Source organism: Fibrobacter sp. UWB5 (assembly GCF_002210295.1).
Classification (GTDB): Bacteria; Fibrobacterota; Fibrobacteria; order Fibrobacterales; family Fibrobacteraceae; genus Fibrobacter.
This window is the reverse complement of sequence record NZ_MWQH01000003.1, coordinates 125,603-139,048: the sequence shown is the minus strand read 5'-3', so window position 1 is coordinate 139,048 and position 13,446 is coordinate 125,603. Positions and strand designations below refer to the sequence as shown.

Below are 13,446 nucleotides of genomic sequence, written 5' to 3'. Positions count from 1 at the left end.
TACTACATTACCCATTATGATTAAGGGTGTAAGTTATTTTGGCGTGCGGTCGCCTAAGCATGTTCTTGCCGATATGCAAGACATCAAGGCGGCGGGTTTTAACGCGGTGCTCCACACCTGGAGCGAAGAAGACCAACAATATTACTACGGTACCATGAAAGACATCGTGGACCAGTCTGCAGAGCTCGGTCTGACTGTCTACGTGAACCCGTGGGGTGTCGGCCGCGTGTTTGGCGGCGAGGCGTATTCGGAACTCACCGCAAGGAACCATGACTTATGCCAGGTAGCGCTCGACGGCAAGCCCAAGGTGGCCGCCTGCCCGAACCATCCGGAATTCCGCGCCTACATGCACAAGTGGATTGAATCCGTTTGCGCCACGAAGGTGAGCACGATTTTCTGGGACGAGCCGCATTTCTATTTCGAGAAGGGCGGTCTTAGCAACTGGAGTTGTCGTTGCGAAAAATGCCAGGCCAAGTTCCGCAAGCAATTCGGGTACAACATGCCCGCCGAACTCACCGAAGACGTTTTGAAATTCCGCGAAGACAGCCTGATTGATTTTCTGAAAGAAATGACGGTCGACGTTCACGCCCGCGGCAAACGCAACTGCGTGTGCATGCTTCCGCCCTGGTTCCCCGCAGGCCTCGACGACTGGGGCCGCGTGGCAAGCCTCGAAAGCGTCGATGAAGTCGCATCTGACCCGTACTGGGAAAAGGGCGCGACCGAAGAATGGGTCCGCGAAAAATACGCCGAGACAGCTCGCAAGCTGACAGAAGTTGCCACCAAGTACGGCAAAGCCGTGCAGATGTGGATCAAGGCATACCAGATTGAAGCGGGCCGCGAAAATGATCTCGCTATTGCAGTTTCCGAGAGCCGCAAGGCAGGCATCGACAACATCTTCGCCTGGAGTTACCGCGGCACCGAGACCCTCAGCTGGCTCAAAAGCGACAACCCGGACGAAGTCGCCCGGGTGTTCAGGAAATCTTTAAACGACTAGGAAGGGCTACGCCCTCCCTAAGACCAGCCCTCGCTCACGTTATTTTATCTGTATCATCATGGAACCCGCGCGGGATTTTGCGATGAACATGCCGCCATTTTTCACGAGGGTTTTCGCGCTGGCGCGGAGTTCCTGCAATCCAGAGGCTCGCACCTTTCCCAAATAGTTGCCGTTCATGTCGAAGATGCGGTAGCTTTCGGTTCCGGCCGCATGCGATAGCGCGGGCTTTACAAAGGCTGTGCATTCATCAACGCAAACGGTTTCATCCTCTCCGAACTGGAAGTAATCCACGTCCATCCAGGAACCGGTTACCGTAAAGCGCAATATGTGTTCGCCCGCGGGAAGGTTTACCGTCGAGCGCACCTTGCTATAATCGTCATAGTTGTCTTCGCCATCGTTTTTCGGGACAGAGATTACGTCCGTGATGTTCTTGCCGTCAAGCGACATTTGGAAGCCCGAAGTCTCGTTTGCGGATGCGACCGACGCGTAGAAGGAATATTCGCCCGCTTCCTTCACGTTCACGCTGTATTCGAGCCATTCGCCTTCCTGGTTGTAGCCCACGATGTAGCCCGTCGCCTTCTTGTAAATGTCGACGCCCGTCCCTTCGCGGTAATTGGTACCGCCATGGTCTTCGGAATCGTTTTCCTTGTAGGAGTCGTTGCCCGAGCCGACACCCGGAATGTCGAAGTCTTCGGCCTCGATCTTGCCGGGAATTTCAAACGATTTGCCCTTGAACGGCTTCTGCGGTTCAGGTACCACCGGAGCGCGGTTCACCGCCTTGAGCATCTGTTCGGCATAGCGCTTGCCAAACGTCACGTAGGCATCGTGATTGAAGTGGTAGCGGTCCACGCCGTTGCCGCCCAGGCCTTCGGAAGATGCGTAATAGGTATTGTCCATCGTATTCGGGAGTTTCGACACGCGGTCGGAATAGCAGCAGCCCGAACGCAGGAGTTCGCCCGCCACGAACGGAACCGTGTCGGAACTCATGTCGAGCGCCTTCAGAATATCGTCACGGGTTTTCTTCACGATTTTCGGCCAGTCCGGGTAGCCGCCGTCCGTTTCGCCCTGGTGGAAAATGAATCCCTTAATGACCCCCACCTGTTGCGCCTTCTTCGCGATATCGATAATCGTCTTGGTGACGTTGCCGTCGCTGGCGTATTCCTTCGCGTAATTCTGGAGCCAGCTTTCAGCGCTCGAAAGGTAACTGGCATACTGGTCTTGGTCAAAGAGCTTGATGCTAGCGCCACCCACCGCGACCGGGATAATTCCGACTGTTACATCGGGCATGCTGTCGGCCATCGTACGCCCGAACCAGTCGGCAATGGAAATCGTGTTGCCGCAGTTAAAGAGCGAAGGCACCGCCGGGTATACCTCGCCCAGCGTGTTGCGGCCCTTGCCCGAGCACTTTTGCGTCGCAAAAATCTTGAAGCGCGGGTTTTCGGCCTTGTCGGCGCTCTGGGCATCGGCAGTGCCGCCCATATTAGACTGGCCATAAGCGATGTAAATGTGGAAATTCGGATCCGGAGCTGCATTCGCCTGAATTGCACCGAATGACATTAAGCCCGCAGCAATACATGCTGCCGGCACGAAACCTGAGAATTTATTTAAAAATCTCATGACAACCCTTCTTTTTCAAACATCCTTCTTAAAGATATCTTGAAAAAAACACAAAAGGCGCCCCCGGCGCCCTTATTTTATAGACAGATTGTCAATGCATACAAAGAACGAGAATTCAATAAAGTAATTGCCACACGGATTGGGAATCACTAACGTGATTCCTGTTATGATAAAACAAAAAAATGGAAATGCCGTTAGGCATTTCGAATCAGTGTGGCACCATTAGGGGTCTTAGGGGGCGGAGCCCCTTAGGAGAGGGGGGAGCAGAAAACGCCAAGGGCGGTTGCAGCGAGGGGGACTCTTCCCCCTACATACAAAGAAAGCTCCCAGCCAAAGCCAGGAGCATTTCTAAAAGCGTTTTGCAAAACAATGGATTGCTTCGCCTTCGGCTCGCAATTACGTTTTGCGAACGGCCATATTACTTTGCGCGTTCGAGGTAAGAACCGTCGCGGGTATCCACGCGGATCTTGGTGTTGTTTTCGATGAAGAGCGGGATCATCACCTTGGCGCCGGTTTCGACGGTGCATTCACGCATCACGTTACCGCTGGTGTTGCCCTGGACTGCCGGAGGAGCGTCGATGATCATGAGGTCAACGAAGGTAGGCGGAATCACTTCGATCGGAAGCGTAGCCTGAGTCTTCGGGTCCTTCCACCAAGTGACTTCGACAGTAGCGCCATCGAGGAGCCAAACTTCGCAGCCATTGAGGGCTTCCTTAGCGATTTCTTCGGTTTCCTGAGTTTCGTTGTTCAGGAAGTACCAGGTAGAACCGTCGTTGTAGAGGTAAGTCATTTCGGTGAAGGTCACGTCGGCTTCTTCAACCGTATCGCCACTCTTCCAGGTGCGTTCGAGGGTGCGGCCAGTCACCAAGTTCTTGATGCGAACGCGGTTAAAGGCCTGACCCTTACCCGGCTTCACGAACTGGTTTTCAATGATTTCGTACGGCTGACCATCAACCATGATTTTAAGTTTCTTGCGGAATTCGTTGGTGCTTACAGTACCCATATTATCCTCTTGTTGATTTTGATTCTAAATTTAGCAATATAATGGAAAGCCCCGTTACCGTTTTTACGCAAATCCCTGACTTTTTGGACTATTTGGGATCCGATTTGGCGACAACTATCGCCAAAACGACCGCACTTGCCGATCTTGACCTGAATCCGAAGTTTCCGTTCCTTTGTTCTAGGCATTATGCCGACCTAATCAAGAAGGCGAGCGACCCCGCCGCCCTGTTGCGCGAAATTTTGCCAACCAAAGACGAACTCAAAAAGGTCGATGGATTTGTAGATGACCCCGTGGGCGATTTACCGGCCGGAAAATCCGACTGCGTGATTCAGAAATACGACCAACGAGCCCTGATTGTCTCGACCGCCACCTGCGGTGCCCGTTGCCGCTTCTGTTTCCGCAAGAACTACCCTTTCCAGAACACACCCGACGTTGCACGCCAGGTGAGCCACTGGCTCGATACCCACACCGACGTTTGGGAAGTGATTCTTTCGGGCGGCGACCCGCTGACTCTCGGTCCCGGCGCCTTCCGCGAACTGATTGAAGCGATTGCGATGCACCCCTCGGTCACTACGCTTAGAATCCATACGCGCCTCCCCGTGATGCGTCCGGACTTGGTGATGCAGCATTTTGAACTGTTGCGCGAACTGCCGGCAAGATTTAGCTGCGTGCTGGTGTCGCATGTGGACCACGCCGACGAACTCGACGAGGAATCGGCTACTGTATTTGCACAGTTGCGCTTTAGCGGCTGGACGCTCTTGAACCAGAGCGTGTTGCTGCGGGGAATCAGCGATGACGCCACCAAGCTCAACGCCTTGTGCCGCAAGCTTTTTGAACAGGGCGTACTCCCCTACTACTTGCACCAGCTGGACCATGCAAACGGGGTAGCCCACTTTGAAGTGAGCGATGAAGAAGCCCGCAAGCTGATTGCAGAAATTCGCACCAAGCTCCCTGGCTATCTGGTGCCGAAACTCGTCCGCGAAATCGCCGGCGAAAAGAGCAAGACTCCCGTTTAATTCGGGCAATAAACTCTATTGGTGTCACACGGATTGTACAGTCACTTCGTTCCTGTACCAAATCTGATTTTACGTTAGTAAAATCGAATCAGTGTGACAATCTTTAAGAACTTGATCGTCAACCTTTTTTAGAACAAGGTCTTGAGACCAAAGCCGATGATGCCGTCGAGGTAATTCTCGCCGTTGCGGAGGGCGTAGTACAGGTTCACGCTCCAGTTGCCGCGGTACTGCGTAAAGGCAACGCCATAATCATGTTCGCGTTTCCAGCCATGATCAGGGCGACTGAAGGCCCGGTAAAGTCCCGGCTGGTAGAAAGCCTCAATGCTCAAGTCGTAGCCGTCTTGCCACAGGAGTGCGAATTCGGAATAGCCATAAGCACGGCTCCGCATAAAGCGTACGTCCATACCCTTGAAGCTATCCATGCCGCCCAGCGCAAAATAGTCGAAGCGGTCCAAGTCCGCATCGGTCGGGAAGATTCCGCCGGCGGCTCCGCTAAAGCGCGTAATCCAGTTGCCGAGCAAAGGAATGTACCGCGAGAATTTGGCAGAGGCCTTCAGGTAATTGTCCAAGGAATCGGGGCGGTCCATATTCCAAACGACAGCGCCGTTGAATCGCGTGCCTGAGCGCGGCAAAACAAACCGATCCAGCGACACGTAGGAGAGTTCAAAGGTCGAAGTCTTGCGGTTACTCCCCACGCCGAGGAACACGCCTATGGTAAAATCAAAACCGATATCGCGAGAAATTCCGAGCTCGCCGTAGGCATCGCGTTCCGAAGAATCTTCGTCAAAATAACCGCGGGCAATCACATTCCATTCAGAACCAAAAATCCACGGTTCCTTGTACGAACCTTCTAGCCTGCGGGCATTATCTGCGGTATAGCCTTCCAGAGTCAAGTCGCGGGCGGTTCCGCGAATGTTATAGAGAGCCACATTCACGTTGCCCTCCCACTCGTCGGTTTCGCTGGAATAGGTCAGGAGCGCATACGCCTCGGACACCGAGGCCGCCTGCATGTGGTACACCGGAATAATACGGTTGCGGACCGGGTCGCGGAACATTTGCGCCGGAGCCGCGCGATTGTAATAGCCCAAGCTCGCCATTTTCATGTCGGAGCGTTCCAGTTCAAGCGGAGACACAAGTTTGCCCGGCTCAATTTTCGTTTGCCGGCGGAACACTTCGGTATCGCTTCCCGAAGAATCCATGTTTTCGGGATCCGCCCACACCCAAGGAATGCCGCGGTCTAATTGAACGGTCAGCACGCCGGCCGAATCCAGTTCGCCCGAAAGCTTTGCCGACAGGAATCCCCGGTTTTCATAATAGCTTACGATGCGGTCTCGCGTCAGCGGCCAGCTTTCGCAAGATTTACCCACCAGCGCTTGCACTTGGGATTCCTCGTACGATTCGCGCTCGCCCACCCACTGCACCGCCGTAATACGGCAATCCGCCGCAAGCACATGCGCACAAAGCAGAAGCAAAATTACAAGAATCATTCTCATCAGAAGTACGCCCTCGCTTCGGTGCTAAGCTTCTGGAAGATATTCTCTTCGGCATCGCCAAACCGCAAAATGTAACTGCAACCCATGGACAAAAAGTCATTCAAATCGACCGAGAGCGAAAATTCAAAACGATACGTGCGGCCATCGCTGTAGCCATCCATCACTTGGTACGGGATTATGTCGCCGTGGCTCTCGACCTGCACCACCGAGAAGTTCGCATAGGAATTCACCTTCTTCTGGCGATTGTAACCGACGCGCAAGGCTCCTTCCCAAAGATCGGCATCAAACAGGCCTTCTTCGCGATCAGAGCCATCGCTCCCTTCGCCCGTGCGGTAACGCCCGAGCGGCTGCACAAAGAATCCCTGCAAAAAGTCAAAGCGGTAACGCAGCGTTCCGTCATAAATATCCCAGTCCCATTCCTGCATTGCCGAAAGTTCATTCTCTTGAATCAGGAGCGTGGCACCCACAAAGTGGTCCAGGTTAATGCGGTAGCCCGCTTCGAATTCATGCGAATAAGAGGTTTCGTAATACGAGATTGAAGAAAGCTTTTTATCAAACGAGGCGCCCGGTTTATACGCAAGCGATACACCCGAGGGGTGTTGCCAATCGACCAAGCCCTCGACCGCCATGCGGCCCGATGTCATGCGGTGCAGTTGCGAAGTCGTAACCGGCGGAAAGTAGATTTTTTTGCCCGTGGTATCGCACCCTTCGCCCTCGTAGGAACCGCCAAAGGTTACATCGCGCAGGAATCCGTCGCGCACGCCAAAGACAAGTCCCGGATTAAAACGAAGCTCAATATCGAATGCAGCGTCTGACGAAAGGACGGCGCCCACGGAATCGTTACGGCCCATGCCTTCGTACACAAAGTCGCCGTTATCCACGCCCTCAATATAGCTCGCCGTCAAGCTATCGTAGCGCACATCGCCTGTACCCGGCGCCACCGCCTTGTAGACCGCAGTATAAATCTGTTCTTCGGTCAGGCCCAATTTATACGACACATTGCCCTGCCAGCCAAGTTCTTCACCGCCAAAGCGAGAATTCAAATTGGCCAGCCAGCTGTTTTCGCTTTCCGAAGAATCCGTGCGCATGCGTTCATACTGCAGCAAGTGCGACAGCGTAAAGTAGCGGCTGTTGTAATTTGCCTCTTGCACCCAAGTGGCCGCCCACAAGGAATCGGCCCATTCATCGCCATAGGTATCGCCACGGCGCTTGGCCATGCGCCCGCCTACGCTTTCACGTATCTCGCCGCGGTCAAAATAAATTCCCAAGCCACTCGAAGACTTGCCGTAAATCACCTCATCTTCCACGTCGTCCAGATTGATTTTCGTAAAGCGCAAGTCGCCGGCACCAAACGGGCGAACCATCCCCTGCAAGAATTCGGCATTCGCCGTTCCCTGGTAGCGTTCCATTTCGCGCTCTTGCAGGCTCGCCACGCGAATCAACGCGAGCTCTCCCAAGGCATTCCGATTGCGGTGCTGCACGCCCAACTGCACGCGAGAAGAATTCCAGTCTTCGTCGGCGTTGCGACGGTAGCCCCACTGCGCAGACCCGAACCATTCTTTGGCAAACCGCGTACGCATCGTGAATTCATCGTGCAACAAGTCATCGTTCAAGAAAGCCGAATCGCTATACGCTAAATCCCAGCTATCACGCAGGCCGTATAGGTTCCAGTCCAGATCTGAGCCCGGATATTTCAGAATGTCAAAGCCTTGTTGCACGCGGTTTCCGTACACCGACATTGCAATCGGGAAATGCACCAGGTCGCGGGTAGAATCGCTCGACACATACCAACGGAAGGCCTTGCCCTCGTTACCGCCAACATGTTTCGACACAATATTTGTGTCAGTACGGTTCATCGCCATTTCAAAGTCTGCATAGAACTGGCGATTCTGTTGCAAACGAATGCGGGCATTCATGCGTTCCGTTCTGTCGGGCCTATTCAAGGGCGGCAACGTATCGTCGCGCACAAAATCGTCACCGCGGTCTGCCTTGAGCATGGCGTAATCGTCGTCGGTCCACACGCCGCGCTTAAGGCGATCCACATCATTTTCAAGCCTGAAGCCCGAAACATCCAAATACAAGTTCGGATGCCTATAGCTGGCCGCAGCCCCTTTTAGCATATAGATATTGTCGTTTTCGTAGGCATCGTATTCCACGCGGATTTCGTCATCGAAACTCGGCAACACCGAGCCCTTAAAATCGAGCATACCACCCGCGTAATTCACCAAGTAATCTTTACCGCGGGTTAGCTTTGCTCCATTCAGCCAAACGGTTTCGGACTGCGGCACCACCGCAATAAAGCTACCGTAACCATCCAGCGAATAACCCAACTGCTGGCCACTCACGCCATTGAACGTTCGCGCAAAATGTTGCACCTCGTCGGTACCGATCACGCCACGCACCTGCGCATAGCCACCGCCAAAATCACCACGCACACCGCCCATGGCTCCAAGCGAAGCACGCGACATTCCGGTGAATCCCATGGTCGAATCCACCCAGGTCAAGTCTCCCAAGTGCAAAAAGTAATGCGGCGATTCCACGCGGAAATAAATCTGGTCCACCTCGCGGAGTGTCGCTGTCGTCTGGTCACCTGCGCGCCTCCCCACATCAGAGAGCAAGGCGTCAATGTACACGCTGTCTGTCAGGCGCCCCGTAATCGAAAGTCGCAATTCCTGATCCACTTGCGTACCGCCATCGCCAACAGTCACTTGGACCATTTTGTAGCCATGCGTTTCAAGGGAATCCTTGCGGGCCGACGTATCCGCAATTTGGGCAAAAGAATTTCCGCGAACAAGTAAAGCAGGGTCCCATACCGGCAAGGAATCCGTATCCATACCCCACGCGAGTACAGAAAGCAAAAAGAGTCCCAACCAGAACTGCCGGGACATGGGGCCTACCTTTCGTTAGGTTCTACGATAAACTGGCGGGTAGCAAGCAATTTGCGCCCAGCCACCAAGTCCACGCTCCACTCGCCCGGTTTCAAAAGATTCGGCACAATGGTCGTAAGGCAAACATCTTGCGTCATATCGCAAGCAAGCTTTTGCACCGTGTCGGCTCCGTTAAACCAAATGTGCATCAAGGTGTCATCACCCAGTTGCAGCGCCGACGAGACCGTGGAGTAGTAGTAAAGACGCATGCCCTCTTCGAACACGCTATCGACACCGAACGGAGACCCGTTCACAATATGGCTACAGACAACGCTTTGCGCCATGGAAAGTTCCGTGTCAGCAGAATTCCAAATCGTTTCGGTGCCATGCATGGCAACCACGATTCGGTGAATCAAAAATCCAAGAAAGACCACCATCACGACAATTGTCGTTTTCCGCAAATTGCGAAGCGGAGGTAACTTTGTCACGAGGCAGTCCTAAATCAAAAGTTTAACGAACCAGGCGGCTGGTATTCTGCGTAAAGGCAGGAACAGCGTCGACCAACTTTTCAACCAGCAAGCGGTTAAAGTCTTCGATACGGTTCGGGAGCTTGGAGCCCGGGAAAATCTGGACCAACAAGAGCGCCTGGTCTACAGGAGCAATGTAGATGGAACGGCTTTCGCCCGTAAAGGATACCGCCTGGAAGTTTTCGCCACCGAGCATCATGCCCACCTGGCGTGCAGAGTCAAACGATGCAGTGCTAAGCACGGCAAGCGGAGTTGCATCGATTCCCAAGGAGCCGACTTCTGCAATAATGGATCCGTCACGATGGCAAAGAACAATATATTCGGCCTTGACGCTCGCCTGGTAGGCTGTCATTAAACGCTGGACCTTGGCGGCATCATCAGAATAAATGGTAAAATCGCTCATTATGCACCCTCGTTAAATTACTTCTTCTTAGGTACGTACGGACGCAATTCAATTTCGTCATCGGCATCGGCTGCGGGCTTGGCCACATCGCGACCGAAAGTCGGCATACGAGGTACTGCAGTTGCTGCACGCGGGCGACCGAACGGTGACGACGTAGCTCCCTTTTGGAACAGACCGGCGCCGGCAGTCGAAGGCTGGGCAGGAGCTGCAGAAGGCGGTTTTGCCGCAAACGAAGGCATGCGGAACGGGGATGCCGGCTGTGCAGGGGCGGCAGGCTGGGCAGCATGCGGAGCCGGAGCAGCGGGCTGAGTTGCCTGGACCGAAACACCTTCCTTGGTGAGCGACACATCGTGAACGCCGGTATTACCGACATTGGCAGCCGCCTGACGGAGAAATCCCTGCTTAACGTTAAACTTTTCAATCACGAGCATGGCGATCGTCTTAAGAGTCGTAACGACACCTTTACCGTTATGGGCGGTAGCCGGGAAGAAAGGCACATTGCGCGGGTTGAGTTCGGCATTCAGTTCGTCAAGCGTGAACACATTGTCCATATCGCGCTTGTTATACTGGAGCACAAAAGGCATATCGTCCAGATCCATGCCATAGTCTTGCAAGTTCTGGCGCAGGTTCTGCAAACTTTCCAGGTTTTCGGCCTGACGGGACCTCTGGGAGTCTGCCACAAAAACAATGCCGTCTACACCACGAAGCACAAGCTTACGGGTACTGTTATAATAAACCTGACCGGGAACCGTATAAAGCTGGAATCTAGTTTTGAACCCCTTGATATCCCCCAAGTTCAGCGGCAAAAAGTCAAAAAAGAGCGTACGGTCGCCTTCAGTCGCAAGGGACACCATATCAGTACGCTTGTCCTGGGGCATCTTCTGGTGGATCACCTGCAAATTGGTGGTCTTACCACTAAGGCCCGGTCCGTAGTAAACGACTTTACAACTAATTTCTCGTGTAGCAAAGTTTATCGAAGACATTACACATCCTTGATATATCTGCCTCTAAATCTAATAAAAAAATAAAATCGCAGACCACAAAATCTGCGATTTTTGCATTCTAACCGAGAATACCGGTTAAACTGGACCTTGAGGGCGATCTACGAAATGGACGACACGCTGCGGGAACGGAATTGTAATTTTTTCTTCAACAAAGCGTTTCTTGATTTCGGCAGTGTATTTCCAACGCAAATTAAAATAGTCCTGGGTGCGGGTCCAGGCCCTAAAGGTCACGTTCACGGCGCTGTCTTCGAGGCCCGAGACAAAGAACTGAGGTTCAGGCTTGCGCATGAACAGGGGCTCGCCCGCCACTACGTCGCGCATGATGTCGAGCGCCTTTTCCGGAGAATCACCGTAGTCGATTCCGACCGTGATTTCGAGCCTGCGGAGCGGATTCTTGCTAAAGTTCACAATGGGTTGACCCCACAGGGCTGTATTCGGCGAAGAAACGTACAGGCCATCCAGCGTGCGGAGCGTGGTATTAAAGAGACCGATTCCGATGATGTTGCCCTTGATATTGCCGCATTCAATGTAGTCGCCCGCCTTAAAGGGGCGAAGGAACAATAAGAGCAAGCCAGAGGCGATGTTTGCCAGGGCATCTTTCAAGGCGAGGCCCACGGCCAAGCTCGCCGCACCAACTAGCGCCACAATGCCTGCGGTATTCACGCCCAACACATGCAGCACTAACAACAAAGTAACGATGTAGATGCAGTACGAGAATAGCGAATAGACCAGCGGTTTGGCCGAGGAATCCAAGCCCCGACTTTCGGCATGGCTAATGACATACTTCAAGAAAATCAAGAGCAAGCGAGCCGCCACCAAAAGCAGCATCGCGACAAACAGCCGCTGGATCACGGAGTGGTCCAGGACTCCACCAAAACGGGTTTCAAGAAAAAGCCTAATCGAATCTATCATTATAGACAAATATAGAAAATTGAATATACACGAACAGCCGACACACATTGTGTATCGGCTTATTCAAATTCGCACTAAATCGACTTAACGATTAATTAGGCGAGACCGTTAATGACCTTAGCGGCCTTGGCCTTGTAGTTAGCGACGCGGTTAGCGCAGAAACCGGCACGACCCTTGGCAGCAGCCTTGTCGAGCATGCTGAACAGAGCCGGCATGGCCTTGAGGGCTTCTTCCTTAGAAGTTGCGCTACGGACAGCCTTGAGGGCGGTGCGGATAGCGGAACGGGTAGAACGGTTCATGGCATTGGCCTTTTCGGCCTGAAGCAGACGCTTTTTGCAAGATTTGTGTTGAGGCACCTTATTATCTCCGGGTGAAAACCTACTTAAAAATGTTGGTTCAAAGTTAGTAAATAATGGAAATTTTTCAAGGGGTGGGCAAAAATTTATATCTTTGGGCGCATGATTTCCTTTGTAAATTTAACTGCACAACGCGAAAAATACCGTTTTGAACTGGAAAAAGCCGAACGAGAGGTGTTGAACAGCGGTTGTTACATAGGAGGTCCCCAGGTACAAGCGCTCGAAAAGGAACTTTCGGAGTATTTGGGTGGAAACACCCACACGATCACCTGCGCAAGCGGCACAGATGCCCTCACTATCGCCCTGATGACCATGGATTTACACCCTGGCGACGAGGTGATTGTCCCCGACTTTACCTTTATTGCCCCCGCAGAATGCGTTGCACTTCTCGGCGGCATTCCCAAATTTGCCGATATTGACCGAGAAACCCTGCAAATTGCCCCAAAAAGCGTCAAAGAACTGATTGGACCGCGCACCAAGGGCATTATCGCAGTAAACCTGTTCGGCCAGTGCGCCCCTTTTAAGGAACTGCGCGAAATCGCAACGGAACATAAGCTCTGGATAATCGAGGACAGCGCCCAGGCATTCGGGGCCAGGACTAACCAGATGGCATGCACCTTCGGAGATATCGCCATTACCAGCTTTTACCCGAGCAAGCCCCTCGGCTGCTACGGAGATGGCGGAGCACTCTTTACCGCCAACGAAGACTACGCCCAAAAAATCCGCATGATCGCAAACCATGGGAGCGCCGGGCGTTACCAGCACGAAATTGCCGGTATGAACAGCCGACTCGACGCACTGCAGGCGGCAGTTCTCCGAGTCAAGCTCAAGCACCTCGACGAAGAACTCGTGGTAAGGCGCCAAAATGCGGCCAAGTACGACGCCTTTTTTGCCGAATACAACCGCACCGCAACCGCCGACGAAAAGATTGTTCCGCAAAAAATCGAAACCGGATGCAAGTGCACCTACGCCCAGTATACGGTTTTGGCCGAGAATCGCGAAGGGTTCATCCAAAAACTGAAAGCAGCCGAAATTCCCTACTGCATTCACTACCCCAGCGCCCTGCGGAACCAGCCTTGCTTTAGGCAATTTTACCAGGAGCCCCTGGGCGGCATCATTTGGATCGAAGAAGACCACCCTGATCCGAATTCGGTTAAGGTCTCCAGGAAGGCTATCAGCCTGCCTGTTTGCGCCTTCACCGATGTTGCGGAAATTATCGAAAAGCTAAAGGCTCACCTGTAGCCCTAAAGCCTG

Annotated in this window: 11 protein-coding genes and 1 pseudogene; 3 read left to right on the top strand and 9 right to left on the bottom strand. The window is 53.1% G+C overall.

Going from position 1 to position 13,446, the window contains the following annotated elements:
* The first annotated feature begins 16 nt into the window (after positions 1 to 16).
* On the top strand, positions 17 to 994 hold the full coding sequence (locus tag B7989_RS06750) for a hypothetical protein (protein ID WP_088627782.1): 978 nt from the start codon (positions 17 to 19) through the stop codon (positions 992 to 994).
* A gap of 39 nt (positions 995 to 1,033) precedes the next feature.
* Here the strand turns inward: B7989_RS06750 and B7989_RS06745 are convergent, their stop codons facing one another.
* Both B7989_RS06745 and efp read right to left on the bottom strand, forming a co-directional pair.
* Positions 1,034 to 2,611 carry a sialate O-acetylesterase gene (locus B7989_RS06745; RefSeq protein ID WP_088627781.1) on the bottom strand — a complete coding sequence of 526 codons (1,578 nt, stop codon included), beginning with the start codon at positions 2,609 to 2,611 and terminating at the stop codon, positions 1,034 to 1,036.
* A 418-nt stretch (positions 2,612 to 3,029) separates the two neighbouring features.
* Positions 3,030 to 3,614, bottom strand: a complete 585-nt coding sequence (gene efp, locus B7989_RS06740; RefSeq protein WP_072797414.1) for an elongation factor P — start codon at positions 3,612 to 3,614, stop codon at positions 3,030 to 3,032.
* 41 nt (positions 3,615 to 3,655) lie between these two features.
* Here efp and B7989_RS06735 point away from each other — a divergent pair, with 41 nt between their 5' ends.
* Positions 3,656 to 4,630 (top strand): KamA family radical SAM protein, encoded by a 975-nt coding sequence (locus tag B7989_RS06735; RefSeq protein WP_088627780.1) that lies wholly within the window; start codon positions 3,656 to 3,658, stop codon positions 4,628 to 4,630.
* A gap of 128 nt (positions 4,631 to 4,758) precedes the next feature.
* On the opposite strand, the gene B7989_RS06730 is transcribed toward B7989_RS06735, so the two are convergent.
* From B7989_RS06730 to rpsT, 7 genes and pseudogenes are all read right to left on the bottom strand, one after another.
* Positions 4,759 to 6,117, bottom strand: coding sequence for a BamA/TamA family outer membrane protein (locus tag B7989_RS06730; RefSeq protein ID WP_158212878.1), 1,359 nt, complete (start codon positions 6,115 to 6,117; stop codon positions 4,759 to 4,761).
* Positions 6,118 to 6,122: 5 nt separating this feature from the next.
* On the bottom strand, positions 6,123 to 9,011 hold the full coding sequence (locus B7989_RS06725; protein ID WP_088627778.1) for a hypothetical protein: 2,889 nt from the start codon (positions 9,009 to 9,011) through the stop codon (positions 6,123 to 6,125).
* Positions 9,012 to 9,016: 5 nt separating this feature from the next.
* Positions 9,017 to 9,478 carry a hypothetical protein gene (locus B7989_RS06720; protein ID WP_233144287.1) on the bottom strand — a complete coding sequence of 154 codons (462 nt, stop codon included), beginning with the start codon at positions 9,476 to 9,478 and terminating at the stop codon, positions 9,017 to 9,019.
* A gap of 22 nt (positions 9,479 to 9,500) precedes the next feature.
* Complete coding sequence (locus B7989_RS06715) at positions 9,501 to 9,920, bottom strand: roadblock/LC7 domain-containing protein (RefSeq protein ID WP_088627776.1); 420 nt, start codon at positions 9,918 to 9,920, stop codon at positions 9,501 to 9,503.
* A 419-nt stretch (positions 9,921 to 10,339) separates the two neighbouring features.
* Positions 10,340 to 10,903, bottom strand: a pseudogene (locus B7989_RS14320) (ATP/GTP-binding protein); the annotation flags it as partial.
* A 96-nt stretch (positions 10,904 to 10,999) separates the two neighbouring features.
* The gene (locus tag B7989_RS06705) at positions 11,000 to 11,836 is read right to left on the bottom strand and encodes a mechanosensitive ion channel family protein (RefSeq protein WP_233144286.1); all 837 of its coding nucleotides are present in this window, start codon (positions 11,834 to 11,836) and stop codon (positions 11,000 to 11,002) included.
* A 95-nt stretch (positions 11,837 to 11,931) separates the two neighbouring features.
* On the bottom strand, positions 11,932 to 12,192 hold the full coding sequence (rpsT, locus tag B7989_RS06700) for a 30S ribosomal protein S20 (RefSeq protein ID WP_073054952.1): 261 nt from the start codon (positions 12,190 to 12,192) through the stop codon (positions 11,932 to 11,934).
* Positions 12,193 to 12,294: 102 nt separating this feature from the next.
* On the opposite strand from rpsT, the gene B7989_RS06695 reads away from it, so the two are divergent.
* Positions 12,295 to 13,434 carry a DegT/DnrJ/EryC1/StrS aminotransferase family protein gene (locus B7989_RS06695; protein ID WP_088627773.1) on the top strand — a complete coding sequence of 380 codons (1,140 nt, stop codon included), beginning with the start codon at positions 12,295 to 12,297 and terminating at the stop codon, positions 13,432 to 13,434.
* Positions 13,435 to 13,446 lie beyond the last annotated feature (12 nt).

Coding starts and splice junctions, on each gene's coding strand:
- B7989_RS06730 (WP_158212878.1), bottom strand. CDS start 6,117: ATGATTCTTGTAATTTTGCTTCTGCTTTGTGCGCATGTGCTTGCGGCG.
- B7989_RS06745 (WP_088627781.1), bottom strand. CDS start 2,611: ATGAGATTTTTAAATAAATTCTCAGGTTTCGTGCCGGCAGCATGTATT.
- B7989_RS06750 (WP_088627782.1), top strand. CDS start 17: ATGATTAAGGGTGTAAGTTATTTTGGCGTGCGGTCGCCTAAGCATGTT.
- B7989_RS06715 (WP_088627776.1), bottom strand. CDS start 9,920: ATGAGCGATTTTACCATTTATTCTGATGATGCCGCCAAGGTCCAGCGT.
- B7989_RS06735 (WP_088627780.1), top strand. CDS start 3,656: ATGGAAAGCCCCGTTACCGTTTTTACGCAAATCCCTGACTTTTTGGAC.
- B7989_RS06725 (WP_088627778.1), bottom strand. CDS start 9,011: ATGTCCCGGCAGTTCTGGTTGGGACTCTTTTTGCTTTCTGTACTCGCG.
- efp (WP_072797414.1), bottom strand. CDS start 3,614: ATGGGTACTGTAAGCACCAACGAATTCCGCAAGAAACTTAAAATCATG.
- B7989_RS06705 (WP_233144286.1), bottom strand. CDS start 11,836: ATGATAGATTCGATTAGGCTTTTTCTTGAAACCCGTTTTGGTGGAGTC.
- B7989_RS06695 (WP_088627773.1), top strand. CDS start 12,295: ATGATTTCCTTTGTAAATTTAACTGCACAACGCGAAAAATACCGTTTT.